Source organism: Streptomyces griseochromogenes (assembly GCF_001542625.1).
GTDB classification, from domain to species: domain Bacteria; phylum Actinomycetota; class Actinomycetes; order Streptomycetales; family Streptomycetaceae; genus Streptomyces; species Streptomyces griseochromogenes.
Window position 1 is genome coordinate 685125 of record NZ_CP016279.1, and the last position, 24747, is coordinate 709871.

28 protein-coding genes are annotated in these 24747 nt (G+C 70.1%); 13 read left to right on the forward strand and 15 right to left on the reverse strand.

What is annotated here, in order from left to right; genetic code table 11:
• Positions 1-61: 61 nt before the first annotated feature.
• From hemB to AVL59_RS03210, 3 genes are all read left to right on the forward strand, one after another.
• Positions 62-1054, forward strand: coding sequence for a porphobilinogen synthase (gene hemB / locus AVL59_RS03200; RefSeq protein ID WP_067299688.1), 993 nt, complete (start codon positions 62-64; stop codon positions 1052-1054).
• A gap of 265 nt (positions 1055-1319) precedes the next feature.
• Positions 1320-1676: a DUF805 domain-containing protein gene (locus AVL59_RS03205; RefSeq protein WP_067299689.1), complete on the forward strand. Its 357-nt coding sequence runs from the start codon at positions 1320-1322 to the stop codon at positions 1674-1676.
• 371 nt (positions 1677-2047) lie between these two features.
• A complete protein-coding gene (locus AVL59_RS03210; RefSeq protein ID WP_067299690.1) occupies positions 2048-3250 on the forward strand; it encodes an aminotransferase-like domain-containing protein in 1203 nt (400 codons plus the stop codon).
• A 13-nt stretch (positions 3251-3263) separates the two neighbouring features.
• On the opposite strand, the gene AVL59_RS03215 is transcribed toward AVL59_RS03210, so the two are convergent.
• From AVL59_RS03215 to AVL59_RS03235, 5 genes are all read right to left on the reverse strand, one after another.
• Positions 3264-4079 (reverse strand): DUF4253 domain-containing protein, encoded by an 816-nt coding sequence (locus AVL59_RS03215; protein ID WP_067299691.1) that lies wholly within the window; start codon positions 4077-4079, stop codon positions 3264-3266.
• A gap of 56 nt (positions 4080-4135) precedes the next feature.
• A complete protein-coding gene (locus AVL59_RS51975; RefSeq protein WP_067299692.1) occupies positions 4136-4360 on the reverse strand; it encodes a hypothetical protein in 225 nt (74 codons plus the stop codon).
• Positions 4361-4379: 19 nt separating this feature from the next.
• Positions 4380-4658, reverse strand: coding sequence for a hypothetical protein (locus tag AVL59_RS03225; RefSeq protein WP_067299693.1), 279 nt, complete (start codon positions 4656-4658; stop codon positions 4380-4382).
• A gap of 301 nt (positions 4659-4959) precedes the next feature.
• The gene (locus AVL59_RS03230) at positions 4960-5481 is read right to left on the reverse strand and encodes a hypothetical protein (RefSeq protein WP_208870304.1); all 522 of its coding nucleotides are present in this window, start codon (positions 5479-5481) and stop codon (positions 4960-4962) included.
• Positions 5482-5607: 126 nt separating this feature from the next.
• Entirely contained in the window at positions 5608-5994 is a 387-nt protein-coding gene (locus tag AVL59_RS03235; protein ID WP_067299694.1) for a VOC family protein, read from the reverse strand.
• A gap of 72 nt (positions 5995-6066) precedes the next feature.
• Here AVL59_RS03235 and AVL59_RS03240 point away from each other — a divergent pair, with 72 nt between their 5' ends.
• Positions 6067-7044: a helix-turn-helix transcriptional regulator gene (locus AVL59_RS03240; protein ID WP_067299695.1), complete on the forward strand. Its 978-nt coding sequence runs from the start codon at positions 6067-6069 to the stop codon at positions 7042-7044.
• 59 nt (positions 7045-7103) lie between these two features.
• On the opposite strand, the gene argS is transcribed toward AVL59_RS03240, so the two are convergent.
• A complete protein-coding gene (argS, locus tag AVL59_RS03245) occupies positions 7104-8867 on the reverse strand; it encodes an arginine--tRNA ligase (protein ID WP_067299696.1) in 1764 nt (587 codons plus the stop codon).
• A gap of 208 nt (positions 8868-9075) precedes the next feature.
• Here argS and lysS point away from each other — a divergent pair, with 208 nt between their 5' ends.
• Positions 9076-10815 carry a lysine--tRNA ligase gene (gene lysS, locus AVL59_RS03250; protein WP_067299697.1) on the forward strand — a complete coding sequence of 580 codons (1740 nt, stop codon included), beginning with the start codon at positions 9076-9078 and terminating at the stop codon, positions 10813-10815.
• 59 nt (positions 10816-10874) lie between these two features.
• Here lysS and AVL59_RS03255 read toward each other — a convergent pair whose 3' ends face one another.
• From AVL59_RS03255 to AVL59_RS03265, 3 genes are all read right to left on the reverse strand, one after another.
• Positions 10875-12143, reverse strand: coding sequence for a DUF2637 domain-containing protein (locus AVL59_RS03255; RefSeq protein ID WP_208870305.1), 1269 nt, complete (start codon positions 12141-12143; stop codon positions 10875-10877).
• Positions 12144-12242: 99 nt separating this feature from the next.
• Positions 12243-13133, reverse strand: coding sequence for a DUF3558 domain-containing protein (locus AVL59_RS03260; protein WP_079146503.1), 891 nt, complete (start codon positions 13131-13133; stop codon positions 12243-12245).
• A 126-nt stretch (positions 13134-13259) separates the two neighbouring features.
• Entirely contained in the window at positions 13260-14132 is an 873-nt protein-coding gene (locus AVL59_RS03265) for a hypothetical protein (protein WP_067299698.1), read from the reverse strand.
• 215 nt (positions 14133-14347) lie between these two features.
• Here AVL59_RS03265 and AVL59_RS03270 point away from each other — a divergent pair, with 215 nt between their 5' ends.
• Positions 14348-15541, forward strand: a complete 1194-nt coding sequence (locus tag AVL59_RS03270) for an RtcB family protein (protein WP_067299699.1) — start codon at positions 14348-14350, stop codon at positions 15539-15541.
• A 41-nt stretch (positions 15542-15582) separates the two neighbouring features.
• On the opposite strand, the gene AVL59_RS55945 is transcribed toward AVL59_RS03270, so the two are convergent.
• From AVL59_RS55945 to AVL59_RS03285, 5 genes are all read right to left on the reverse strand, one after another.
• Positions 15583-15930, reverse strand: coding sequence for a hypothetical protein (locus AVL59_RS55945; protein WP_308281870.1), 348 nt, complete (start codon positions 15928-15930; stop codon positions 15583-15585).
• On the reverse strand, positions 15927-16415 hold the full coding sequence (locus tag AVL59_RS55950) for a hypothetical protein (protein ID WP_308281869.1): 489 nt from the start codon (positions 16413-16415) through the stop codon (positions 15927-15929). Before AVL59_RS55950 ends, AVL59_RS55945 begins: the two co-directional genes overlap by 4 nt.
• A 153-nt stretch (positions 16416-16568) precedes the next feature.
• Positions 16569-16727 (reverse strand): hypothetical protein, encoded by a 159-nt coding sequence (locus tag AVL59_RS53135; protein WP_167549291.1) that lies wholly within the window; start codon positions 16725-16727, stop codon positions 16569-16571.
• The gene (locus tag AVL59_RS03280) at positions 16727-17503 is read right to left on the reverse strand and encodes an SDR family NAD(P)-dependent oxidoreductase (RefSeq protein ID WP_067299700.1); all 777 of its coding nucleotides are present in this window, start codon (positions 17501-17503) and stop codon (positions 16727-16729) included. Before AVL59_RS03280 ends, AVL59_RS53135 begins: the two co-directional genes overlap by 1 nt.
• Before the next feature lie 52 nt (positions 17504-17555).
• The gene (locus AVL59_RS03285; RefSeq protein WP_067299701.1) at positions 17556-17894 is read right to left on the reverse strand and encodes a YnfA family protein; all 339 of its coding nucleotides are present in this window, start codon (positions 17892-17894) and stop codon (positions 17556-17558) included.
• Positions 17895-18005: 111 nt separating this feature from the next.
• On the opposite strand from AVL59_RS03285, the gene AVL59_RS03290 reads away from it, so the two are divergent.
• Complete coding sequence (locus AVL59_RS03290; RefSeq protein WP_308281868.1) at positions 18006-18476, forward strand: hypothetical protein; 471 nt, start codon at positions 18006-18008, stop codon at positions 18474-18476.
• A 54-nt stretch (positions 18477-18530) separates the two neighbouring features.
• Complete coding sequence (locus AVL59_RS03295; protein WP_067299702.1) at positions 18531-19010, forward strand: MarR family winged helix-turn-helix transcriptional regulator; 480 nt, start codon at positions 18531-18533, stop codon at positions 19008-19010.
• Between the two features lie 30 nt (positions 19011-19040).
• On the opposite strand, the gene AVL59_RS03300 is transcribed toward AVL59_RS03295, so the two are convergent.
• Positions 19041-19445 (reverse strand): winged helix-turn-helix transcriptional regulator, encoded by a 405-nt coding sequence (locus AVL59_RS03300; RefSeq protein ID WP_067299703.1) that lies wholly within the window; start codon positions 19443-19445, stop codon positions 19041-19043.
• Positions 19446-19579: 134 nt separating this feature from the next.
• Here AVL59_RS03300 and AVL59_RS03305 point away from each other — a divergent pair, with 134 nt between their 5' ends.
• The 5 genes from AVL59_RS03305 (at position 19580) to AVL59_RS03325 (ending at position 24555) form a co-directional block, all read left to right on the forward strand.
• Complete coding sequence (locus AVL59_RS03305) at positions 19580-20470, forward strand: NADP-dependent oxidoreductase (RefSeq protein WP_067299704.1); 891 nt, start codon at positions 19580-19582, stop codon at positions 20468-20470.
• Between the two features lie 91 nt (positions 20471-20561).
• Positions 20562-21647, forward strand: coding sequence for an LLM class flavin-dependent oxidoreductase (locus tag AVL59_RS03310; RefSeq protein ID WP_067299705.1), 1086 nt, complete (start codon positions 20562-20564; stop codon positions 21645-21647).
• The gene (locus AVL59_RS03315; protein ID WP_067299706.1) at positions 21644-22222 is read left to right on the forward strand and encodes an FMN reductase; all 579 of its coding nucleotides are present in this window, start codon (positions 21644-21646) and stop codon (positions 22220-22222) included. Before AVL59_RS03310 ends, AVL59_RS03315 begins: the two co-directional genes overlap by 4 nt.
• Before the next feature lie 186 nt (positions 22223-22408).
• On the forward strand, positions 22409-23143 hold the full coding sequence (locus AVL59_RS03320; RefSeq protein WP_067299707.1) for a response regulator transcription factor: 735 nt from the start codon (positions 22409-22411) through the stop codon (positions 23141-23143).
• Positions 23143-24555: a sensor histidine kinase gene (locus tag AVL59_RS03325; RefSeq protein ID WP_067299708.1), complete on the forward strand. Its 1413-nt coding sequence runs from the start codon at positions 23143-23145 to the stop codon at positions 24553-24555. Before AVL59_RS03320 ends, AVL59_RS03325 begins: the two co-directional genes overlap by 1 nt.
• The last annotated feature ends 192 nt before the right edge of the window (positions 24556-24747 follow it).

Below are 24747 nucleotides of genomic sequence, written 5' to 3' on the forward strand. Positions count from 1 at the left end.
CCTTCTTGGGCCGACAGGGCGTCGGCAAAGGCGCGGGGTCGGCGGGCGTAGCGTAGAAGGCATGACGAAGTACGGATCCTTCCCCGGTACGCGTCCCCGGCGGCTGCGGACCTCGCCCGTCATGCGGCGGATGGTCGCCGAGACGCGACTGCATCCCGCCGACTTCATCCTTCCGGCGTTCGTCCGGGAGGGCGTCGGCGAGCCCGTGCCGATCGCGGCCATGCCCGGCGTCGTCCAGCACACCCGGGACAGCCTGAAGAAGGCCGCCGCCGAGGCCGTCGAGGCCGGGATCTCCGGGATCATGCTCTTCGGCGTGCCGGAGGAGGGCAAGAAGGACGCGTGGGGGACTCCCGGGACCGATCCGGACGGGATTCTCCAGGTCGCCATCCGGGACGTGCGCGCCGAGGTCGGCGACGACCTGCTCGTCATGTCCGACCTGTGTCTCGACGAGACCACCGACCACGGGCACTGCGGGGTGCTGGACGCCGAGGGGCGGGTCGACAACGACGCCACCCTGGAGCGGTACGCCGAGATGGCCCAGGTGCAGGCCGACGCGGGCGCCCATGTGGTGGGGCCCAGCGGGATGATGGACGGCCAGATCGGCGTCATCCGCGACGCGCTGGACCAGATCGGCCGCGAGGACGTCGCGATCCTCGCCTACACCGCCAAGTACTCCTCCGCCTTCTACGGCCCCTTCCGCGAGGCCGTCGCCTCCTCCCTCCAGGGTGACCGGAAGACCTATCAGCAGGATCCGGCCAACTGGCGCGAGTCCCTGCGGGAGTTGGAGCTGGACCTGGCCGAGGGCGCGGACATGGTGATGGTGAAGCCGGCCGGACCGTACCTCGACATCCTGGCCCGGGTCGCCGACAGCGTGGACGTACCCGTCGCCGCCTACCAGATCTCCGGCGAGTACTCGATGATCGAGGCCGCCGCCGAGAAGGGCTGGGTCGACCGCGACCGGGCCATCCTCGAGACGCTGACCGGCATCAAGCGGGCCGGGGCGCGGAACATCCTCACGTACTGGGCGACCGAGGCGGCGCGGAAGCTGCGCTGACGGACACGGTTCGAGATCGGTCCGGTACCGAAACAGTGCCGGACCGGCGTCTGTCTGCCTTCGGTTCGGAAACGGAATGAACTCGGTTTCGGGAACGTCCGGTTGCCGCCCCCGTAATAGCCCACGATCATGGGCGGATCTGTCCTGAAAACGATGTTTGGCGCGCCCCTCGAACGGAAATGACGCGCTCTCGCCAAACCCCTAGCCTCTGCGCCTGGCCTGATCCATTCCGGAGTGGCTGAACGTCGATCCCTGGGGGGTTGCCATGAGCTGGTTCATCGAGGCGCTCAAGAAGTACGCGGTCTTCAGCGGGCGTGCCCGCCGCAAGGAGTACTGGCTGTTCTTCCTGTTCGCGTACATCACCTACATCGTCTTCGCGGGCATCGGCGCCGCTGCTCACGCGGTCTACCTCGTGGCCATCCCCGCGCTCGCGTTCCTGCTGCCGGGCCTGGCCGTCACGGTGCGCCGCCTGCACGACACCGGCCGCTCCGGCTGGATGATCCTCCTCGGGCTCATCCCGCTCGTCGGCCCCATCATCCTGCTGGTCTTCTACTGCTCGGACAGCGCGGCGGGCGCGAACAAGTACGGCCCGAACCCGAAGGAGGCGGCGGTGCTCGCGTAACACCGCGCGGGTGCGTCAGCCGTACCGAGGCCGCCCGGGCCGTTGCCCGGGCGGCTTCTGCGGTTCACCGGCCGGCGGTGTCGTCCTGGCTCCGCTGCCAGTGCGTGACCTCCAGCGAGCTGTCGTAGTACCCGTCATGCCGCCCTCGCCGCTGCCGTCGGCGGAGGAGAGCAGGACGGCCGCGTAGCCGGACTCGCCGGGCGCGAGACGCGTCACGGCCTTCGGGTGGGTCAAGGAAGACACCACCAAACTCTGAGAGCCGCGGCCGGTGCACCGGACGTCCGGATCCCGGAATTACGGGTGTAGACGGCAGTTGCTTTCTAGGCTGCGGCCGGAAGACGTACCGACGTGTCCGCAAAGGAGCCGCAGCCATGACCGTCACCGAGCCCGCTCCACCCACCGCCCCCGTGCCACCGCTCGCGGCCCGTGCCCGCAGCGTGGGCGGTTCACCCGTGCGGGACATCCTGGCGGTCACCGCCCGCCCCGAGGTGATCAACTTCGCGGGCGGTCTGCCGGCTCCCGAGCTGTTCGACCGGGACGGCATAGCGGCGGCCTTCCGGGACGTGCTGGCCGAGACCCCGGAGCAGGCGCTCCAGTACTCCACCACCGAGGGCGAGCCGGCGCTGCGCTGCGGGCTGGCGGCCCGCGTCACCGCGTCCGGTCTGCCCACCGCCCCCGACGACCTGCTCATCACCACCGGCTCCCAGCAGGCCCTGTCCCTGCTGGCGACCGCGCTGGTCGAACCCGGTGACACGGTCCTGGTCGAAAGTCCCTGCTATCTGGCGGCCCTTCAGGTCTTCGGGCTGGCGGGGGCCCGGGTCGTGCCCGTGCCGGGGGACGAGGAGGGAGTGGACCCGACGGCCCTCGAGGAGGCGGTGCGGCGTGAGCGTCCGAAGCTGCTCTACCTCGTCCCCACCTTCCAGAACCCCACCGGCCGTACGATGCCGGCCCCGCGCCGGAGGGCCGTCGCCGCCGTGGCCGCCCGCCAGGGCCTGTGGATCGTCGAGGACGACCCGTACGGCGAACTGCGCTACGACGGCGCCCGCGCACCCTGGATCGCCTCCTGCCCCGGCGCCGAGGACCGCGTCGTCCTGCTCGGTTCCTTCTCCAAGGTGATGGCTCCCGGCCTGCGCCTCGGCTGGCTCCGCGCCCCCGCGGACCTGCGGCGGGCGTGCGCGGTGGCCAAGCAGGCGGTGGACCTGCACACCCCGACGCTCAACCAACTCGCCGCGGCCCGCTACCTGGACGTCCTCGACGCCCATGTCGCCCGCGTCCGGGCCGTCTACGGCGAACGCCGCGACGCCATGCTGGCCGGCCTTCCCGAGGCCCTCCCGGAGGGCTCCACCTGGAGCCGGCCCGAAGGCGGCATGTTCCTGTGGGTCCGGCTCCCGGGCTCCTACGACACCACGGCCCTGCTCCCGCGCGTGGTGGAGCAGGGCGTGGCCTACGTGCCCGGCGCGCCGTTCTACGCCGCCGACCCCGACCCCTCCACCCTCCGGCTGTGCTTCGTGACGCAGACACCGCAGGAGATCGCGGAGGGGCTGCGGCGGCTGGGCAAGGGGCTGGGCCGGTGAGCGGGGACGGCCGTCAGTCCCACCAGAAGGACCAGGCCGGCTCGCCGATCAGGCCCTTGGCGTAGGCCTCCAGGGTGTCCGGGCAGTTCTGCGTGATGTTGTCCGGGCAGAACGCGAAGTGCTCCGCCGCCACCGCCTCGGCTTCGGCCTGGGTGGCCGGCGGGGCCGCGACGGCCACGGTCAGGGTGTCGAAGGTGAGCGCCACCACCCGTATGCCGAAGCGGTCCTCCCAGGAGCGCAGGATCGTGCACAGCCGGGCCACGTCGTTGTCGTAGTTCAGCGGGCCCGTCCAGCCGATCGCCGCCGGGATGTCGGCCGACCTGCGCGCCGGGACCAGGGCCAGACGGGGGTCCTTCAGCCGGGCGCGCGTGCCGTCCGTCAGCGAGTCGGCGATCTGGGCGGCGCGGGTGTCGGGGTCGGCGGTCGGCGAGGCGGCCGGGGCGAGACCGGGCCACTGGGCACCGAACGGCTCGGCCTCCTCGTCCAGTTCGTCTTCCGCGACGTCGTCCCAGTACTCCGCGAGCAGCTCGGCCGCGTCGTGGTCGCCGGGATAGGACATCTCTCCCGGCATCAACTCCCAGCTCTCCACCCCGCCCTGGGCTCCACCCGCGTCCACGAGCACCGGGAGCAGACCGGCGCGGGCGGCCGGTGCGCCGAGGGCCTTCCAGGTGCCGGGCGCGGCCTGCTTCTCCGCGTGCCACAGCAGGGGTTCGTGCCACGGGCCGTCGTCCGTCGCGTCGATCAGTCTGCCGGGCGGGAGCTGGAGCCCGAGGGTACGGCCGCTGGGGTCGGTGGCCAGTTTCGGCAGCGGGTTGGGAAGAGTTGCCATGACGCCGACTGTAAGGGAGAGCACTGACAACGGCGTTGGCGATGTGACCGACGTGTCTAGAGGAGGGTCAGCCGGGGCCCGTCCGCCGCCTCCTCGACCCGGTACCGGGCGGCCAGCTCGGCCAAGGGCCTGCCGACGCACTCGCCCGGCACCGTCAGTTCGGCGAGCTTGCGGTCCTCTCCGGGCACCAGGCGGATCCCGAGCCGGTCGTCCCCCTCCGCCACGATCTCCGCCAGCGCGATGATGTGTCCGTCCGCACCGAATGCCGCGTGTACCCGCACGTCCTACCGTCCGTTCCGCTCAGGGGGTGACCAGGACCATGGAGAAGAAGAAGTCGGAGTTCCCGGTCGCCCGGAGCTTCAGGCCCCAGTACGGCGGAGCGGGGTCGTCCCCCTCCCAGAACGCGTACTCGGACACGTACTCCAGGGCGGCGCTGCTGTCGCTGAAGGAGGTGTGATTCACACTGGGCCGCAGCCAGGAGCTGGCGGCAGCGGTCCTGCGGAAGTCGTAGGCGAAGCCACTCTCCTGACCGTTGGCCAGGAACAACTCACCGCTGTACTTGATCTCCAGTCCCGCCATGCCGCGCCGCCTCCCGAAATTCCGTGCGATGTGCCGGAGTTACTGCAACAGGGTGAGGCTGCATCGCGAAACCGGTGAAGAGGGCGAACACGGAGGTCACCCAAATGGCCCTGGATGTTGGGACGGGTGCGACCTGGGTGACAGGGCAGGACCGATTGCCGTGGTGCTTCCCATGGTGGCGCGTGCGGCGGGGATCCGGCGCCGGCTCCGTGGCGAGCACGCCGAGCCGGCGCCGGCTTGAGGGAGGCCTGCTACCGAGGGGCGAACGGCCGGCCCCACTGGTGTCGCGCCCCGCGCCGGATCACGGGCTGCCGGGCTTCCACCCCACGTACGTGCCACCGCTGACGGCGGTCTTGTAGTTGGACTTGAAGCCGATCGCGCCGTTGTCCGACGCGTCCGTCATCCAGACGCCGCCCCTGCCGTCCGACAGGCCCACGTGCCAGTAGGGCCTCGACGTCTTCCAGAACACGAAGGAGGCGATGGGCGGGGTGCCCGTCGTGTGCTGGGCCCCGTCGTCGGACGTCCAGTGGGTCTTCGCCGAGTAGTGGACGATGTGCCGCTGCCAGGCCGCTGCCACCGCGTATTCGCAGCGGCCGTGGTAGGAGGTGTCGCCCTTGTGGGCCACGAACCAGTCCATGGCCTCGATGACCGGGGATCCCTGGGGGAGCACCGGAGCGCTGACGGCGGAACGCTGAGTACCGGCCGCCGTTCCCTCGGCGGCGGCCGATGCCACACCGGACGCCGATGCGGTCAGCGCCAGGCACAGGGCGGCGCCGAACAAGGCGCCCGACAGGCGGTTCTTGGGCTGTTTTGCGGTATGCAAGATTCCCCGTTTTCGTCATGTTCTGATCGTGGTCGCGCATCCTGAGACGCCTGGCCAGTATGACCGTTCACGCATACGGGAGCGGAACGTTTTTCCAACGGCGGCCCCAGGCAGCCACGTTCGCCGTCAGACCAGGGTCGAGATGCAGAACGGGTGACCTGCGGGGTCCAGCAGGACGCGCCACCGGTCCGGCGCCGGCTGGAACTCGGGCCTGGTGGCGCCCAGGTCGAGCAGTCGTTTCTCGGCGATGTCCAGGTCGTCGACGCCCAGTTCGATGTGCGCCTGCTTCTCCTGGGCGGGGTCCGGCCAGGTCGGCGGGCGGTAGTCAGCCAGGCGGTTGAAGCCGAGGCCGGGCGCGCCCTCCTTGCCCAGCAGGACGAAGTCGTCGTTGGAGAAGAGCACCGGGAACGCGAGCAACTCGCCGTAGAAGCGGGCCATCTCGGCGGGGTCGGCACAGTCGAAGGTGACGGCGGCGTAGCGGAATGCGGGTGTCGAAGTGGTCTCTGCAGTCATGGGAGGGACGCTAGGACATGACCAGGACAGTTTCGGTCCTGGTCATACCGGACGTGTGCGAGACTTCGGGCCGTGCTCAGCTCGTCCGCCCGCCTGCTGCGGCTGCTGTCCCTGCTGCCCTCCCGGCCGTCCTGGACCTGTGCCGAACTGGCCGAACACATGGAGGTCACCGACCGCACCGTCCGGCGGGACATCGCCCGGCTCCGGGAACTCGGCTACACCGTCGACTCCGACGCCGGACCGTGGGGCGGCTACCGCCTGCGCGCCGGATCCCGGGTGCCGCCGCTCATCCTCGACGACGAGGAAGCGCTGGCGGTGGCGGTCGGCCTGCGCGAGGCGGCCCTGAGCGACGCGCTCGGTGGCGACCAGGCCGCGCTGTCGGCGCTGCTGAAGCTGCGCCAGGTACTGCCCCGGCGTATCGCGGACCGCCTCGGCGAACTGGACGACGCCTTCGTACGGCTGCCCGGGGCGGACGGCCCGCAGATCAGGCCCGGCCTGCTGCTGGAACTGGCGACCGCGTGCCGGCGAGGGGAGCGGGCCCGGCTGTCGTACACCGACGGGGAGGGACGCGCCACGGTCCGGGACGTCGACCCGTACCGTCTCGTCCACACCGGACGGCGCTGGTACTTCGTCGCGAGGGACGTGTCCCGTGGCCAGTGGCGGACGTTCCGGGCCGACCGGGTCGACCGTCTACGGCCCACGGGACAACCGGTGCGCATCACCGACCCGCCCGACCCGGCCTCGCTGGTCTCCCGCAACATCGCCAACGGCCCCTACCCCCTGTCCGCGACCATCCGCCTGCCCGTCCCCCTGGACCAGGCGCTGCGTCTCGTCCCGGCCACCATCGGCACCCACCGCCCCGACGGCCCGGACGCGACCCTGGTGGACATCGGCGGCCCCGACCCGGACGGCCTCGCCCGCTACCTCCTCGGTCTCGGGACGCCTCTGCGCGTCCTCGCCCCGGACGCCGTTCGGCAGGCCCTGACGCGCCGTGCGCGGGAACTTGCCGAGGAGAACGCGGAGGACGTCGGTACGCCACCCTCCGGTTAGCCGCTCTCCGGCCCCGGTCCGCAGCGCGGACCGAGGCCGATGGCGAGCAGCGGCAGGTGTCAGAGCTTCTCCGGCGTCCTGATGCCCAGCAGGGCCATGCCCTGGTGCAGGGTGCGGGCCGTCACGTCGCAGAGGAAGAGGCGGTTCTCCACCTGCTCCGGCGTCTCGGCCTTCAGGACCGGGCACTTGTCGTAGAACGTCGTGTACAGGGACGCCAGCTGGTACAGGTACGCCGCCAGCTTGTGCGGGGCGTACTCCGACGCCGCCTCCGCCACCGTCTCCGCGAACGCGTCGACGTGCAGGCCGAGGGCCCGCTCGGCCTCCGCCAGCTCCAGCTCGGGACGCGCGGCCGGGCGGACCTCGCCGGCCTTGCGCAGGATGGACCGGATACGGGCGTACGCGTACTGGAGGTACACGGACGTGTCGCCGTTCAGCGAGACCATCTGGTCCAGGTCGAACTTGTAGTCCCGGTTCGCCGACGTGGACAGGTCCGCGTACTTCACCGCGCCGATGCCCACCTGGGCGCCCCGCTCGCTGATCTCCTGCTCGGACAGGTCCTGGGCCTTCTCACGGACCACGGCCGACGCACGCTCGATCGCCTCGTCCAGCAGGTCGACCAGGCGGACCGTCTCACCCTCACGCGTCTTGAACGGCTTGCCGTCCTTGCCGAGCACCGTGCCGAAGGCCAGCTGGACCGCCGTCACGTCCTCGTTCAGCCAGCCCGCCCGGCGAGCGGTCTCGAAGACCATCCTGAAGTGCAGGGCCTGCCGGGCGTCCACCACGTACAGCAGGGTGTTCGCCTTGAGGTTGAAGACGCGGTCGCGGATCGCGGACAGGTCGGTGGCCGCGTAGCCGTAGCCGCCGTCCGACTTCTGCACGATCAGCGGGACCGGGTTGCCGTCCGGGCCCTTGATGTCCTCGAAGAAGACACACAGGGCGCCCTCGGAGCGGACCGCGACGCCCGACTCCTCCAGCAGGCGGCAGGTCTCGGCCAGCATGTCGTTGTAGCCGGACTCGCCGACGATGTCGGGGTCCTGGATCTCCATGTCCAGCTTCTCGAAGACGGAGAAGAAGTAGATCTTCGACTCGTCCACGAACTTCTGCCACGTGGCCAGGGTCCGCGGATCGCCGGCCTGCAGGTCCACGACACGACGGCGCGCCCGGGTCTTGAACTCCTCGTCGGAGTCGAACAGCTTGCGCGCGGCCTTGTAGAGGCGGTCGAGGTTCGACATCGCCTCCTCACCGGTCACCTGGGCGGCCTTGTGGTCCAGCTCGTGCGGGTGCTCGTCCAGGTACTGGATGAGCATGCCGAACTGGGTGCCCCAGTCGCCGATGTGGTGGCGGCGGATCACGTTCTCGCCCGTGAATTCGAGGAGGTGGACCGCCGCGTCGCCGATGACCGCCGACCGCAGGTGGCCTACGTGCATCTCCTTCGCCACGTTCGGCTGGGCGTAGTCGATCACCGTCGTGCCCGGGTGCGCGGCCTGCGGCACGCCGAGGCGGCCCGACTCGTCCGCGTACCGCGCGGCCAGGTTCTCGGTGATCGCCCGGTCCGCGATCGTGATGTTCAGGAAGCCGGGGCCGGAGACCTCGACGTCCTTGATCACATCACCCGTGACCACCTGGGAGAAGACCTGCGTCGCCAGCTCCCGGGGGTTCGCCTTCGCCTTCTTGGCCAGGGCCAGGATGCCGTTGGCCTGGAAGTCGGCCCGGTCGCTTCGTCGCAGCAGCGGGTCCGCGCCGGCGGCCTCCGGCAGGGTGGCCGAGAGGGCGGACGCGAGATGCTGCTGGACGGAGTCGCTGAGGGACGTGACCGAGGCCATAGGAAGGGGTGCCGTTCTCCTCGTGGGCGGATAGTCCCCGCCAGTATCCCACGGGGGGTAAAGCGAATTTTCCTGTCGGTGACTGAACGCGGACCCCGGGCAGCGCGTCCAACGCGGTGAAAAGGCGTTTTCGTGGTTGCTGTCCCACCTGGGACAATGGAGCGGTCAGCCGTGTGACCGTACCGGCTGCCCGAGGAGAAAGAAGGACGTGCCGATCGTGGCTCAGAGCACCGAGACCACCGACTGGGTCTCCCGTTTCGCGGATGAGGTCATCGAAGAGTCGGAGCGCCGTGCCCCGGGCAAACCGGTCGTCGTCGCATCCGGCCTCTCCCCCTCCGGGCCCATCCACCTGGGCAACCTCCGCGAGGTCATGACCCCGCACCTGGTCGCCGACGAGATCCGCCGCCGTGGCCACCAGGTCCGGCACCTGATCTCCTGGGACGACTACGACCGCTACCGCAAGGTGCCCCAGGGCATCGCCGGGGTCGACGACTCGTGGGCCGAGCACATCGGCAAGCCGCTGACCTCCGTCCCGGCCCCGAAGGGCTCCGCCCACCCCACCTGGGCCGAGCACTTCAAGGCCGCGATGATCGCCTCGCTGGCCGAGCTGGGCGTCGAGTTCGACGGCATCAGCCAGACCGCCCAGTACACCTCCGGTGTCTACCGCGAGCAGATCCTGCACGCCATGAAGCACCGCGGCGACATCGACGCGATCCTCGCCCAGTACCGCACCAAGCCCAAGACCAAGAAGCCCCAGCAGAAGGCCGTCGACGAGGCCGAGCTGGAGGCCGAGGAGGGTTCCGGCGCCGCGGCCGAGGACGACGGCAGTTCCGGTTCCTCCGGGTACTTCCCGTACAAGCCGTACTGCGGCAACTGCGACAAGGACCTGACGACCGTCACCTCCTACGACGACGACACCACCGAGCTGTCGTACACGTGCAACGAGTGCGACTTCTCCGAGACCGTCCGGCTCAGCGAGTTCAACCGCGGCAAGCTGGTCTGGAAGGTCGACTGGCCGATGCGATGGGCCTACGAGGGCGTCGTCTTCGAGCCGAGCGGTGTCGACCACTCGTCGCCGGGCTCCAGCTTCCAGGTCGGCGGACAGATCGTCGGCATCTTCGGCGGCAAGCAGCCCATCGGCCCGATGTACGCCTTCGTCGGCATCTCCGGCATGGCGAAGATGTCGTCCTCGCGCGGCGGCGTGCCCACCCCGGCCGACGCGCTGAAGATCATGGAACCGCAGATCCTGCGCTGGCTCTACGCCCGGCGCAGGCCCAACCAGTCCTTCAAGATCGCCTTCGACCAGGAGATCCAGCGGCTCTACGACGAGTGGGACAAGCTGGCGGGGAAGGTGGCCGACGGGTCCGCGCTGCCGGCCGACGTCGCCGCCTACACGCGGGCGGTCGGCCCGGCCGCCGGTGACCTGCCCAGGACGCCCCGGCCGATGCCGTACCGCACGCTCGCGTCCGTCGCCGACATCACCGCCGGACACGAGGACCAGGCGCTGCGCATCCTCTCCGAGCTCGACCCGGAGCAGCCGCTGGCCTCCCTGGACGAGGCACGGCCGCGCTACGACAAGGCCGAGGCGTGGATCAACGCCCACGTCCCCGCCGACCAGCGCACCATCGTCCGCGAAGAGCCCGACGGCGAACTGCTGAAGTCCCTCGACGAGGCCTCCCAGCAGTCCGTACGACTGCTGCTCGACGGGCTCGCCGAGCACTGGTCCCTCGACGGGCTGACCCACCTCGTCTACGGCGTGCCCAAGGTCCAGGCCGGGTTCTCGGCCGACGCCACGCCCAAGGAGCTCCCGCCGGAGATCAAGACGGCCCAGCGGACCTTCTTCGCCCTGCTGTACCACCTGCTCGTCGGGCGGGACACCGGCCCGCGGCTGCCCACGCTGCTGCTGGCGGTCGGGCAGGAGCGGGTGCGCAAGCTGCTCGGCGCGTAACGAGCGAGCGGCAAAGGAAAGGGGCCCTCGGTCGAGGGCCCCTTTTTCGTGCACTTGCTCTAGGCGATGTGGTCGTCCTGCAGTTCCGCCGAGTGGCGGCTGGTGAAGCGATTGACCATGCGCTCGGCCTCACGCTGCGGCATGGCGATGCCGTACGTCGCCTCCACGTCGCCACGGAACTGGCCGGCCGTGGGGTAGCTGCCGTCGATCGACTGCCGGAAGACCTGGTAGTAGGCCTCCTCGTCGGGCTCGACGGGCGGGGTGCCGCCGCCCTCGCCCAGTTCGCGGGTCCGGTTCGGGCCCACGGGGATGGGGAAGCTGCCGGTCTCCTCCGAGGGGGAGGGCTGCTGGAACTGCTCCGGCGGCTGCTCCTCGTACCACTCCTCGTACTGTTCCTCGGGGACGTACTGAGGGTCCGGGGGCGGTTCGTAGGTGGGGTCGTAGCCGCCGTGGTAGTCCACCTCGCGCGGGGTCTGGAACCAGGGGCTCTCGTCCGGCTCCTGGGCGACTTCCGGGGACTCGGTGCGCTGGCCGGGCAGTCGGGGGCGCTGTTCGCTCCGAGGCGCCTCCCCCAGTGCCTGAACGGCCTGGGAAGTACCCCCATCGCCCACCCGTGCCGCCCCGGCGGCGCGATTGCCCGCGGCCACGGGAGGGAGGAGCACCGGCTCTATGCCCGCCGCCGCCAGCCCCGCCGGAGCCGTCTCCGCCAGGGGCACGCCGTAGCGGGCCAGACGGAGCGGCATCAGGGACTCCACCGGGGCCTTGCGGCGCCAGCCACGGCCGAAGCGGGCCTGCAGTCTCGCCTGATAGACGAGACGTTCCTGTTCCAGCTTGATGACCTGGTCGTAGGAGCGCAGCTCCCACAGCTTCATGCGGCGCCACAGCAGGAAGGTGGGCACCGGAGAGAGCAGCCAGCGGGTGAGGCGGACGCCCTCCATGTGCTTGTCGGCCGTGATGTCGGCGATCCGGCCGATGGCGTGCCGGGCCGCCTCGACGGCGACCACGAACAGGATCGGGATCACCGCGTGCATGCCCACGCCCAGCGGGTCCGGCCAGGCGGCGGCGCCGTTGAAGGCGATCGTCGCCGCCGTCAGGAGCCAGGCCGTCTGACGCAGAAGCGGGAACGGGATGCGGATCCAGGTCAGGAGCAGATCGAGAGCGAGCAGAACACAGATGCCTGCGTCGATGCCGACCGGGAACACATAGGAAAAGTTCCCGAAGCCCTTCTTGATGGCCAGCTCACGGACGGCCGCGTACGAACCGGCGAAGCCGATACCGGCGATGATCAAAGCGCCGGACACGACCACGCCGATGAGTATGCGGTGCATCCGAGTCAGCTGCGGTGGCGCGGCCACTCGTACTCCCCTCCCCTTGCGTGTTGTTGCGCGCAACAGAGTGGCATACGCGTGCGAAGAACGTGACGCCGGTCAGTTCTTCTTGTCGGCCGACTTCGACGCGGACGCGCTGGAGGAGGGCGACTTCGACGGGGACTTCGACGCCGGCTTGGACGGGGAGGACGAAGCCGTCGTCGAGGAACCGGCCCCGGAACCCTTGGCGTTGGCCTTCGAGACGGCCGCCACCGTCTCCTTGACCGCGTTCTCCGCGTCCTTGGTCAGGTCGTCGGCGCTCGGCGTCTTCTCGCCCGCGAGACCCGCGCCGTTGTAGTCGAGGGTGATGACGACGTTCTCGACCCGGGCGACCACCGTCTGCTGCTTGAAGGCGCCCTCCTTCTTCTTCAGGTCGTAACGCACCGCCGTCGCCTCTTCACCCACGCCCGCGACCGGCTCCGACTTGGTGTTCTGCGCACCGGAGACCGACTTGGCGTCCTTGACCTGCTGGGCGTAGTACGCCTGCGCCTGCTCGTTGCCCGAGCCACGGCTGGAGTCCGAGTCGAAGCGCAGCAGGGAGACGTTCAGCCAGCGGAACTGGGAGCCCTTGACACCGTTGTTGTCCAGGCTGCTCCAGGAGCAGGAGGAACGGGTCTTGACGTCGTCGGAGCTGCCCTCCTTGCCCGAGCTGTCCTTCGGCACCAGATCGGACAGGGTCTTCTTCGACAGCACCGCGCACGGCTCGGGCAGCGTCTGGTACGCCGCCGCCTGGACGGACGGCGAGGCCGAGGGCTGCTTCGACGAAGTACCGCCGCCCGCGGTCTGCTGGGCGCCGGCACCGCCCTTGTCCTTGGAATCGCCGCTGTCCGAGGAGCAGGCGGCGGTGATCAGGACCGCGGGAACGGCTGCCGCGCAGACAAGAGCGCGGCTCAGGCGCTTGGCTCGCTGGTGAAGCTTGGCACGGACGTCTCGCTGGGCTGCTCGCTGCATGGTTCCTTCACTCGTGACGCTCGGTGTTCGTGCGGGTTCCTGCGGGGCCACCGTACGCGGTGAAGGAGCTGTGCGGTTTCCGTTCGCGCGCTTTGCCGGTGGCGGCCGAAGCGGCCCTCGCGGGGGTCAGCCGTTGAGCGCGTCGTCCAGCTGGGAGGCCAGATTACGGGCCCTGTCCTGCATTTCCTCGCTGTCCGGGACCGTTCCCGTGGCCATCGGCTGCTCTTCGTACTCGATGGTGACGATGACGTTGGACGTGCGGAACACCACAGTCACCGTCCGCTGCTGGGCCGTCGAGGCGGAGGTGTCGAGCTGGTCGTCCAGATACGCGTCGTCACCGAGATCGCCCAGCACACGGGGCTGCAGGTCGGCCGGGGTGGCTCCCGAGGAGGAGCCGGAGGCGGAGTCCGAGGGGGAACCGGTGGAGGAGCCGGAAGGGGAGCCCGAGGCCGTGTCCGACTTCGACGGGGTCGCCGAGGCGGAGGGGGACGCCGTACCGCTCGCCGTGGCCGTAGGGGTGGGGGAGGGCGTGGTGGTGGAGGCGCTCGGCTCGGGGAGGTCGGCGGCCGTCTCCATGTCCTGGAACAGCTTCTTGGCCTGGTCGTCGTCGCTGACCGCGTTGTCGTACGACACCACGCGCTCGAAGTCGACGGAGAGACGGTCGGTGGCGTCGGGGGACTCCACCTTCCAGTGGCAGCCCACCTTGCGGTCGGTGTTGTAGGTGAGCGTGGCGTCGCCCTGGTAGGCCTTGTCCCGCTGGTCCGGGTCGGCGATCTGCTTGATGCCGGGCAGCAGGGAGCCGAGCGTGTCGTGATCGACCGCGCCGCAGGGCTCGGGGAGGCTGCGGTACTTGCCGGGCTGGGCGGCCACCGTCGCCGTACCGGCGTCACCCGGGTTGGCGTTGTCCGTCGGGCTGTCGCCGCCGGACCCGCTCGTGCAGCCGGCCAGCAGCGCCGCGAGGAGGGCGGCGGTGCCGGTTACATACGCCTTCCGCTGCACGGTCGGGCTCCTCTCGACGGTGTGCGATCGCTCGGTGCTTCAGTGTCCCCGCTGGTTATTCGCTTGCTGCGGCGGGGCGCCCCCTGGAGACAATGTGTATCGCACGCACCGCAGTGGATGCCGGTCCCTTGTCCCTTTTCGTCGACATTGGTACTGCTTTTGCGTTTTGTTGCTTCTAAGCCTTTTGTTGTTGTTTCCGGGGGAATGAGGAAGACATGTCGTACGTAGAGATGCTGGGCGCGAAGGTCCCGATTCGGATGTGGACCGACCCCGCGACGGTCGAGGACGTGGCCCTGCGCCAGCTCCAGAACGTGGCCACCCTGCCGTGGATCAAGGGCCTGGCGGTCATGCCGGACGTCCACTTCGGGAAGGGCGCGACGGTCGGGTCGGTCATCGCGATGCAGGGAGCGGTATGCCCTGCCGCGGTGGGTGTGGACATCGGCTGCGGGATGTCGGCGGTGAAGACGTCGCTGACGGCCAATGATCTTCCGGGGGATCTGTCGCGGCTTCGGTCGAAGATCGAGCAGGCGATTCCGGTGGGGCGGGGGATGCATGAGGATCCCGTCTGGCCGGGTGAGTTCCATGGGCTGGCCACTGCCGGGTGGGAGGAGTTCTGGGGGCGGTTCGACGGGGTTGCCGAGGCGGTGAGGTTCCGGGAGGAGCGGGCGCATAAGCAGATGGGAACGCTCGGGTCGGGCAACCACTATATTGAACTTTTGTTCGATTCTGATGGTGCTGTGTGGCTCACGCTGCACTCCGGGTCTCGGAACATCGGCAAGGAATTGGCTGAGCACCACATCGGCGTGGCCCAGAAGCTTCCGCACAACCAGGGCCTGGTAGACCGCGACCTCGCCGTCTTCGTCGCGGACACCCCGCAGATGGCGGCCTACCGCAACGACCTCTTCTGGGCGCAGGAGTACGCCAAGTACAACCGCGCGCTCATGATGGCGCTCCTGAAGGACGTGATCCGCAAGGAGTTCAAGAAGGCGAAGCCGACCTTCGAACCGGAGATTTCCTGCCACCACAACTATGTGGCGGAGGAGCGGTACGAGGGCATGGACTTGCTGGTGACTCGCAAGGGTGCGATCCGCGCCGGCTCCGGTGAGTTCGGGATCATTCCCGGCTCGATGGGCACCAGCTCGTACATCGTGAAGGGGCTCGGGAACGAGAAGGCCTTCAACTCGGCGTCGCATGGGGCCGGTCGGCGTATGAGCCGCAATGCGGCAAAGCGTCGCTTCACGACCAAGGACCTGGAGGAGCAGACGCGGGGTGTGGAGTGCCGCAAGGACTCCGGTGTTGTGGACGAGATTCCTGGCGCTTACAAGAACATCGACCAGGTCATGGACCAGCAGAGCGACCTGGTTGAGGTCGTGGCAAAGCTGAAGCAGTTCATCTGCGTGAAGGGCTGATGCAAGAGGCCCCCGGTCTCCGGGGGCCTCAAATCGTGCGGCTACTGCCCGCTGGGCATCGGCACTTGCCCTGTTCGCAGGCGCCAGAGACGGAGACCGCAGCTCATAACGGTCCTGCCGAGTTCGTCGGCAGCCGCTGCGGGATTGTTGATCTGCAGAAGAACTCGGTCCTCCTGTGTACTCCAGGGTCGCTGTGTGTACGCGGCCCTCATGCCAGCGGGACGTTCCCATGTGGCGAGAGAGTTGGCGGCAGCGCGCTTGCGTTCCAAGGACAGGCAGCCGGGGTAGTACAGGTCAGCTGCCAGGCGCTGGGCCAACTCCATCGAGTAGAAGATGTTGTAGATGTCATCGCGGGTGTTGCGCTTGACGTTGCGCTCGGCTCCCGTCACGTCCTTGCCGTAATCGCACAGATGGGACGCGATCGCACTGCTGGCAGTGGTGAGGGAACGAAGGGGAATCCCTTGCTGGTGAAGCCGACTGAGCCGTCTGCGTCGATCAGACCTCGCAGGTAGTCGCAGCGCGGGAATTCGACGTTCGGCGGAGCGATGGTCTTGGACTTGCGGCCGTAGGGAAGGCCGAGTTCGTTGATCGTGGTCCTGGCTTCCAGGGAGCACACGCTCCAGATGGCGGCGGTGTGCATCTCGGCGAAGTTGGTCGACCGGGTGCGCTCCCTGATGCTGCTGTTGTACGGCGTCAGCTTCTGGAACTCGCGCAGGAGATCGATGTCCTGGGCGCTGATCTCCACGGTCAGTCGCCCTTTCTGGCCCACGCCCTTCGCCAGATGCCCGTCCGCCTGTAAGAACGCGAACATGTACGCGTACTCGGGCACCGTGAGGTCCATGAACCGGTGGGCGTTAGGCTCGCGTTCAGCCACAGGGAAGCCTCCACTTCCGTGCTGGTCAGGCCCTCGGCTGGGCTGCATCCCTGCCGAGGGCCGTCGCATTGATGTTGTGGCGCGAGCCTAGGTCGCCAGTTCGTCTGCCGTTCGGGTGATCGATGAGGTTCGCCCGTACGGGTTACTCGTAGCTCACTTCGCGTGCCGCACCGCGTAGATCATCACGAATGCCACGAAGTGGATGCCGAAGAGGAAGTACGCCAGGAAGTACCAGACCTGGCGTTCGTTCTTCGTCTCCTGGGCCAGGCGGCGTTTCTCCAGGGAGTCGGCGGAGTCGGGGGTCTCGGGCATCACTGCTCCCGGTGAACCTTCGTGTTGGAGGCCTGGGCGCGCGGGCGCAGGACCAGGAGGTCCACGTTGACGTGGCTGGGGCGGGTGACCGCCCAGGTGATCGTCTCGGCCACGTCGTCGGCGGTGAGGGGCTCGGCCACGCCCTGGTAGACCTTGGCCGCCTTGTCCGTGTCGCCGCCGAAGCGGGTCAGGGCGAACTCGTCGGTCTTGACCATGCCGGGGGCGATCTCGATGACGCGTACCGGCCGGCCGACGATCTCCAGGCGGAGGGTCTCGGCGAGGACGTGGGTGCCGTGCTTGGCGGCGACGTAGCCACCGCCGCCCTCGTACGTGCCGTGGCCGGCGGTGGAGGACACCACGACCACCACGCCGTCGCCGCTCGCCTCCAGCTTCGGCAGCAGGGCCTGGGTGACGTTCAGGGTGCCGATGACGTTCGTCTCGTACATCGTGCGCCAGTCGGCCGGGTCGCCGGTGGCCACCGGGTCGGCGCCGAGGGCTCCGCCGGCGTTGTTGACCAGGACGCCGATCGTCTTGAAGGCCGTGGCGAACTCGTCGACCGCCGCGCGGTCGGTGACGTCCAGCTGGTACGCCGTCGCCGAGTGGCCCGCCGTGGTGAGTTCCTCGGCCAGGGCCTCGATGCGGTCCTTGCGGCGGGCGGTGAGGACGACGCGGTAGCCGGCCTCGGCGAGTCCCCGGGCCGTGGCGGCGCCGATGCCGCTGCTCGCACCGGTGACGACGGCGATGCGGGAGGCGGCGGACGGGGCGGCGGTGGCCATGGGACGCTCCTGAGGTCAGTGGGTGGTCGACGTCGTCCAGCGTAGGCGAGGGTCAGGTGCCGTTCCTCGGCGCCCACATGATCACGGCCATCCCGGCGAGGCAGATCAGGGCTCCGGTGATGTCCCAGCGGTCGGGGCGGTAGCCGTCGGCGACCACGCCCCACAGGATCGAGCCGGCCACGAAGATCCCGCCGTAGGCGGCCAGGATGCGGCCGAAGTGGGCGTCCGGCTGGAAGGTCGCGACGAAGCCGTAGGCGCCGAGGGCGAGTACTCCGCCGGTGACCCACAGCCAGCCGCGGTGCTCGCGTACCCCTTGCCAGATCAGCCACGCGCCGCCGATCTCGAACAGGGCGGCGACGACGAAGAGGGCGGCGGAGCGGAGGATCGGCATGGGGGCAGCCTCGCACGGGGGTGTGGTGTCACCTGTTGGAGGGCGCCTGGTGGTCCGTGCGCGTGGCATACATCCGTACGGCATACGGGATGAAGCCTGAGGCGAGGTGGCATGCGGATGAGGTCGTGGGTGCTGGGTGCGTGCGGTGCCGTGGTGATGGCCGCGTCGGGTGCCGGGGCGGCCGGAGCCGCTCCCGCGCCCGAGGCCGATCTGGTCTTCCACGGGAGCGCGGTGATGAACGGGGACCAGGTGGAGGTCGCTCTGACGCCGGGCGACAACGGTCCGTCGGCCGTGCCGGACGCGAGCGTGCTGTTGCGCTGGTCGGTGCCGCTGGCCGACGCGCAGCGGCTGCCGGGCGGGTGTGCGCGGACGGACGAGCGCACGGTGGTGTGCGGGACCGGGGCGCTGGGTGTGGACCAGGTGGGGGAGAAGATCAAGGTGACCGTGCGGCTGAAGGAGAAGCCGTCGCAGCTGACGCTGGAGGTGGACACCGCCTGGAACGGGGGCGTGGTGGACAAGAACCGTGCGAACGACCAGCTGAAGGTGCTGGTCCTCGGCACCGGTGACGCATACGTCTTCTGAGGTGCCGGGAGCGTCGTACGATCTCTGCACCACGCAGACGAAGGGGAGTACGGCATGGCCGGGAACGGGACCGGGCGGTCCAGGCTGCTGGCGGAGCTGGGCGCGGTGTCCCGGCGGTACATGGCCTCGTACGCCCTGTTCAATCAGGCCGTCGCGGACCGGATCGGGCTGCACCCCACCGATCTGCAGTGTCTGAATCTGCTCACCCTGGAGACGGAGCCGGTCACCACGGGCCGGGTCGCGGAGCTGACGGGGCTGACGACGGGGTCGGCGACGCGGCTGGTGGACCGGCTGGAGCGGGCCGGGTACGTGGAGCGGCGGCGCGATGCGGCGGACCGGCGGCGGGTGCTGGTGGCGACCGTGCCGGAGAAGATCGCCGAGTTCGGCCGGATGTGGGACGCGCTGGCCGGTGACTGGTCCCGGATCTTCGACGAGCTGGACGATGCCGAGCTGGCCACGATCGTGCGGCACATGGAGCGGACGGTGGAGTTCGGCGGGGAGCAGATCGCGCGGCTGCGGGAGGGCCGGGTCTAGGGCCTGATCCGCCGGACGGGCCCTGGCCGGCTAGGCGGGGTTCTCCCCGTCGTACTGCTCGCGGGCCGTCCGTACCTCCTCGAAGTGGGTTTCGGCCCATTCCTTCACCGCGGTGAGCAGGCCGGCGAGGCTCTGGCCGAGCGGGGTGAGTTCGTAGTCGACCCGGACCGGGACGGACGGGGTGACGGTGCGGGAGACGATGCCGTCGCGTTCCAGGGTGCGCAGGGTCTGGGTGAGCATCTTGGGGCTGACGCCGGCGATTCGGCGGCCGATGTCGCTGTAGCGCTGGGGGCCGGCGTAGAGGGCGGAGACGACGAGGCTGACCCACTTGTCGCTGAGCCGGCCGAGGAGCTGGTTGGTGGGGCAGTTGCGCAGGAAGGCGTCGTAGTCGATACGGGCCTGCTCGCGGCGCTGGGCGGCGGTCTTGGTCGCCATGGGCTCTCCTCCGGGTCTTCTACGCACTCCCAGGTAACTACTTACCCATGGATAGTAGCTCTCCTAGAGTTGGTGCTGCGGCGGGGAAATCGCCGCAGAGCTCATCAAATGCCTTTGAATCGGGGAGAGTTGATATGCGTGCTGCCGTGGTGACGACGTTCGGTGGTCCGGAGGCCGTGGAGATCGCGGATGTGGCGGTGCCGGAGCCGGGGGCGGGGCAGGTGCGGATCAAGGTGGCGGCCAGTGCGGTGAATCCCGTGGACCTGGCCGTGCGGGCCGGCGTCTTCGGCGGGGCGGGCCGGACGCTGGGGCTCGGCTGGGACGTGGCCGGGACGGTGGACGCGGTCGGGCCGGCCGCGGCCTGGCGGGCCGGCGAGCAGGTGGTGGCCCTCGCGGCGGGCGTGGCCGAGCCGCTGGGCGCGCACGCCGAGTACGTCGTCGTGCCGGCGGACGCGGTGGCCAAGGCGCCGGCCACGGCGGACGCGGTGCACGCCGGGACGCTGCCGCTGAACGCGCTGACCGCCGTTCAGGCCCTTGACCTGCTGGAACTGGCGCCGGGCGGGTCGTTGCTGGTGACCGGTGCGGCGGGTGCCGTCGGCGGGTTCGCCGTACAGCTGGCCGCGCACCGGGGGATCGCCGTGACCGGGCAGGCCCGGTCGGCCGACGAGGGGCTGGTGCGGTCCTTCGGGGCCGCGGACTTCACGGCCGAGGGGGTCGCGCCCGGGAGCGTGGACGCGGTGCTGGACCTGGCCATGCTCGGTGAGCCGGCGCTGGAGTGGGTGCGCGACGGGGGTGTGTTCGTCAGTGCCCAGCCCGGCCGACAGCCCGCCTCGGTGCGCGGGGTGCGGACCACGTCCGTGCAGGTGGGCGCCGACGGGGCCCGGCTGGCGGAGCTGGTGCGGCTGGTGGACGAGGGGGTGCTGAGCCTGCGGGTGGCCGAGACGTACGGCCTCGCGGACGCGGCGAAGGCGCATGCGCGGCTGGCCGCGGGCGGGGTGCGCGGGCGGCTGGTGCTGGTGCCCTGAGGGGGGTGCCTCCGGGGGCCGGAATATCGCCGGGTGGGTGACCGTTGGAGGGGTGTAGTTGAATGGTCAACCACTTGGAGGATGAGCGACCATGCAGTTCGGGATCTTCACGGTCGGCGACGTCACGCCGGACCCCACCACGGGGCGTACGCCGACCGAGCGCGAGCGGATCAAGGCCATGGTCGCCATCGCGCTCAAGGCCGAGGAGGTCGGGCTCGACGTCTTCGCCACCGGCGAGCACCACAATCCGCCGTTCGTGCCGTCGTCCCCGACCACGATGCTCGGCTACATAGCGGCGCGGACACAGAAGCTGGTCCTCTCCACCTCGACCACCCTGATCACCACCAACGATCCCGTGAAGATCGCGGAGGACTTCGCGATGCTCCAGCACCTGGCCGACGGGCGGGTGGACCTGATGATGGGGCGCGGCAACACCGGACCGGTCTACCCCTGGTTCGGGCAGGACATCCGGCAGGGCATCAACCTCGCGGTCGAGAACTACGCCCTGCTCCACCGGCTGTGGCGCGAGGACGTCGTCGACTGGGAGGGGAAGTTCCGCACACCGCTGCAGGGCTTCACGTCCACGCCCCGGCCGCTGGACGGCGTAGCGCCGTTCGTCTGGCACGGGTCGATCCGCTCGCCGGAGATCGCCGAGCAGGCCGCGTACTACGGCGACGGCTTCTTCCACAACAACATCTTCTGGCCCGCCGACCACACCAAGCGGATGGTCGAGCTGTACCGGGCCCGCTACGCCCACTACGGGCACGGCACGCCGGAGCAGGCGATCGTGGGGCTCGGCGGCCAGGTGTTCATGCGCCGCAATTCGCAGGACGCGGTACAGGAGTTCCGGCCCTACTTCGACAACGCGCCGGTGTACGGGCACGGGCCCTCGCTGGAGGACTTCACCGAGCAGACCCCGCTGACGGTCGGCTCCCCGCAGCAGGTGATCGAGAAGACGCTGAGCTTCCGGGAGTACGCCGGTGACTACCAGCGCCAGCTGTTCCTGATGGACCACGCGGGACTGCCGCTGAAGACCGTGCTGGAGCAGATCGACATGCTCGGCGAGGAGGTCGTGCCGGTGCTGCGCAAGGAGTTCGCCGCCGGGCGTCCGGCCGGGGTGCCCGAAGCGCCGACCCACCGGTCGCTGCTCGCCGCGAAGGAGGCGATCACCGTATGAAGCTCGTCGTCGTATCGGCGGGGCTGAGCGTCCCGTCCTCCACCCGGCTGCTGGCCGACCGGCTGGCGGCGGAGGTGGCACGGCAGGCGTCGGCGCCGCTGGAGGTCCAGGTGATCGAGCTGCGTGGCCTCGCGGTCGAGATCGCGCACAACTTCACCAACGGGTTCCCGGGCAAGGGCCTCGCCGCCGCGCAGGACGCGGTGGCGGGGGCCGACGGGCTGATCGTCGTCACGCCGGTGTTCAGCGCCTCCTACAGCGGGTTGTTCAAGTCGTTCTTCGACGTCCTGGACAAGGACGTGCTGGCGGGGAAGCCGGTGCTGATCGCCGCGACGGGCGGCACGGCCCGGCACTCGCTGGTGCTGGAGCACGCGCTGCGGCCGCTCTTCGCCCACCTGAGGGCCGTGGTCGTACCGACCGGCGTCTACGCCGCCTCCGAGGACTGGGGCGCGGAGGGGCTGCCGGAGCGGATCGAGCGGGCCGCCGGTGAGCTGATGGCGCTGATGCCTCTGGCGGGCCGGCCGAACGGGACCGCCGTGGTGTCCTTCGCCGAGCGGCTGGCCGCGCTGAAGCCGTGATTCCCTCTCCCGCGCGCCCGGCCCGGTCGGCTCGGCGGTGGCCGACGCGGTGGGGTGGCCGACGGTGAGAAGACGGTAGGGCGGGCCTTCCGGTTGCCTCTGCGACGGTGAGAGGGCGGTAAAAAGCGTGATCGTAGGCCCGCTCGTCCCGGCCGAATCGCCGCGGGTCTTGGCAGACTGGGGGGCGTGCCCCAGACTGTGCTGCTCGCCGAAGACGATCGTGCCATCCGCCATGCCCTGGAGCGTGCCCTGGCCCTGGAGGGGTATGAGGTGACGGCGGTCGCCGACGGCGTGGAAGCGCTGGCGCAGGCCCACAAGACCCCGCCGGACGTCCTCGTGCTCGACGTGATGATGCCGGGCATCGACGGGCTCCAGGTCTGCCGGGTGCTGCGGGCCGAGGGCGACCGCACCCCGATCCTCATGCTCACCGCCCTCGTGGAGACGGCCGACCGCATCGCGGGCCTGGACGCCGGTGCCGACGACTATGTCGTCAAGCCGTTCGACGTCGAAGAGGTCTTCGCCCGGCTGCGGGCACTGCTGCGGCGGACCAGCCCGGTGCCCGCGGGCAGCGGCGCCGGGGGCACCGGCGGCGACGGCGCGCGCGAGGCGCAGATCTCCGACCGCCAGGTGGAGGCCGCCGGGATCCGGATGGACCTGCAGGCCCGGCGGGCCTGGCGCGGCAAGCGTGAGCTGGAGCTGACCCGCACCGAGTTCGAGCTGCTGGAGCTGCTGGCGCGCAACTCCGGGATCGTGCTCGACCACTCCACCATCTACGACCGCATCTGGGGCTACGACTTCGGCCCCGGCTCCAAGAACCTCGCCGTGTACGTCGGCTACCTGCGGCGCAAGCTGGACGAGCCCGGCGCTCCGCAGCTGATCCACACCGTGCGGGGCGTGGGTTACGTGCTGCGGGAGGACTAGTGGCCCGGCGGTGGCGGCTGCGGGCCGGGCACCGGCCCAGGCTGGTCTCCCTGCGCACCACCTTCGCGGTGTCCTTCGCGGCCGTCACCGCCGCCGTCACGATGCTCGTCGGCATCCTGTCGTACGGCTCCGCCGCGCGCCTGGTCCGGGTCGACCAGCAGTCGGTGTTCACGCAGGTCGTACAGGACGTGCAGGACGAGGTGCGGACGCACGAGATGGTCCCGGAGGACTTCTCCTCCTCCCGCCCGGGGCACGATCTGGTCCGGCCGGCCCGGACCGATGTGCAGGTGCTCGGGGCACAGGGGCAGATCGTCGACCACGGCAGCCCCGTGCTGCCCGTCACCGTCCGGGACAAGGCGATGGCGCGCGCGCAGGCGGCCGGGAAGCTGGTCCAGCACAAGGACGTCCGGGTCGAGGAGGACCTGTTCCGCATCGCCACCGTCTCGCTGGGGGACGGGAAGGGCGCCGTGCAGGTCGCTCAGGAGTTCAGCGACACCGAGGATCTGCTGCGGGCCCTGCAGCAGCGGACGCTGATCCTGATGGCCGCCGTCGTGGTGGCCGCGGGCCTGTTCGGATGGTGGCTGGCGCGCCGGATCACCCGGCGCCTGGTGGTCCTCACCTCGGCCGCCGAGGACGTGGCCCGCACGCGGCAGCTGGGCATCGAGGTCCCGGTCGCGGGCCTCGACGAGGTGGGGCGGCTCGGGCGTGCCTTCGACCGGATGCTGGGGCGGCTCGCCCAGTCCGAGGAGGACCAGCGGCGGCTGGTCCAGGACGCGGGGCACGAGCTGCGGACGCCGCTCACGTCGTTGCGTACGAACATCTCGCTGCTGCGCAGGATCGACGAGCTTCCCCCGGCGACCCGGGAGGAACTCGTCGCCGATCTCACCCAGGAGGCCCGGGAACTGACCGATCTGGTCAATGAGCTGGTCGATCTCGCGGCCGGGCAGTCCGACACGGAGCCGCCGCAGCGGGTGGATCTCGCCGACATCGCCGAGGAAGTGGTGGGGCTGGCCAAGCGGCGTACGGGGCGGGAGATCGTGCTGCGTACGAGCGGGGACACGAGTACCGACGGGCGGCCGGGGATGCTGCAGCGGGCGATCTCCAATCTGGTCGAGAACGCGGCGAAGTTCGACCGGGAGGGGAAGGGGCCGATCGAGGTCCATGTCGGGGGGGCCGCGCGGGCGGGGACGGTGCGGGTCGAGGTTCTCGATCGGGGTCCGGGGATCGCCGAGGGGGATCTCATCCGGATCTTCGACCGGTTCTACCGGGCCGCGGATGCGCGCTCGTTGCCGGGGTCGGGGCTGGGGCTTTCGATCGTGCGGGAAGTTGCCATGGCGCATGGTGGGGCGCCGTTCGCCTTCCGACGGGAGGGTGGTGGGGCGGTGATCGGGTTCACCGTGGGTGGGGGCTGAGGTATCCGGGTTTCCCACCCGCACCACCCGTGCGGCTTTCGTGGTCGGGTGGTGCGGGTGGCCCTTGTGGGGGTGCTCGTCGTCGGCGGCTTGCGGTGGGTTTCGTTCGGTTTTCCCACCGGCGCCGCTCGTGCGGCTTTCGTGGTCGGGCGCGGGTGGCCCCTGGGGGGCTCGTCAGCGGCGGCTTGCGGG

Bases quoted from the DNA above. Each gene is read 5' to 3' on its own strand.
- hemB (WP_067299688.1), top strand. From the start codon at position 62: ATGACGAAGTACGGATCCTTCCCCGGTACGCGTCCCCGGCGGCTGCGG.
- AVL59_RS03205 (WP_067299689.1), top strand. From the start codon at position 1,320: ATGAGCTGGTTCATCGAGGCGCTCAAGAAGTACGCGGTCTTCAGCGGG.
- AVL59_RS03210 (WP_067299690.1), top strand. From the start codon at position 2,048: ATGACCGTCACCGAGCCCGCTCCACCCACCGCCCCCGTGCCACCGCTC.
- AVL59_RS03215 (WP_067299691.1), bottom strand. From the start codon at position 4,079: ATGGCAACTCTTCCCAACCCGCTGCCGAAACTGGCCACCGACCCCAGC.
- AVL59_RS03225 (WP_067299693.1), bottom strand. From the start codon at position 4,658: ATGGCGGGACTGGAGATCAAGTACAGCGGTGAGTTGTTCCTGGCCAAC.
- AVL59_RS03235 (WP_067299694.1), bottom strand. From the start codon at position 5,994: ATGACTGCAGAGACCACTTCGACACCCGCATTCCGCTACGCCGCCGTC.
- argS (WP_067299696.1), bottom strand. From the start codon at position 8,867: ATGGCCTCGGTCACGTCCCTCAGCGACTCCGTCCAGCAGCATCTCGCG.
- AVL59_RS03255 (WP_208870305.1), bottom strand. From the start codon at position 12,143: ATGCACCGCATACTCATCGGCGTGGTCGTGTCCGGCGCTTTGATCATC.
- AVL59_RS03260 (WP_079146503.1), bottom strand. From the start codon at position 13,133: ATGCAGCGAGCAGCCCAGCGAGACGTCCGTGCCAAGCTTCACCAGCGA.
- AVL59_RS03270 (WP_067299699.1), top strand. From the start codon at position 14,348: ATGTCGTACGTAGAGATGCTGGGCGCGAAGGTCCCGATTCGGATGTGG.
- AVL59_RS53135 (WP_167549291.1), bottom strand. From the start codon at position 16,727: ATGCCCGAGACCCCCGACTCCGCCGACTCCCTGGAGAAACGCCGCCTG.
- AVL59_RS03280 (WP_067299700.1), bottom strand. From the start codon at position 17,503: ATGGCCACCGCCGCCCCGTCCGCCGCCTCCCGCATCGCCGTCGTCACC.
- AVL59_RS03285 (WP_067299701.1), bottom strand. From the start codon at position 17,894: ATGCCGATCCTCCGCTCCGCCGCCCTCTTCGTCGTCGCCGCCCTGTTC.
- AVL59_RS03290 (WP_308281868.1), top strand. From the start codon at position 18,006: ATGCGGATGAGGTCGTGGGTGCTGGGTGCGTGCGGTGCCGTGGTGATG.
- AVL59_RS03295 (WP_067299702.1), top strand. From the start codon at position 18,531: ATGGCCGGGAACGGGACCGGGCGGTCCAGGCTGCTGGCGGAGCTGGGC.
- AVL59_RS03300 (WP_067299703.1), bottom strand. From the start codon at position 19,445: ATGGCGACCAAGACCGCCGCCCAGCGCCGCGAGCAGGCCCGTATCGAC.
- AVL59_RS03305 (WP_067299704.1), top strand. From the start codon at position 19,580: ATGCGTGCTGCCGTGGTGACGACGTTCGGTGGTCCGGAGGCCGTGGAG.
- AVL59_RS03310 (WP_067299705.1), top strand. From the start codon at position 20,562: ATGCAGTTCGGGATCTTCACGGTCGGCGACGTCACGCCGGACCCCACC.
- AVL59_RS03315 (WP_067299706.1), top strand. From the start codon at position 21,644: ATGAAGCTCGTCGTCGTATCGGCGGGGCTGAGCGTCCCGTCCTCCACC.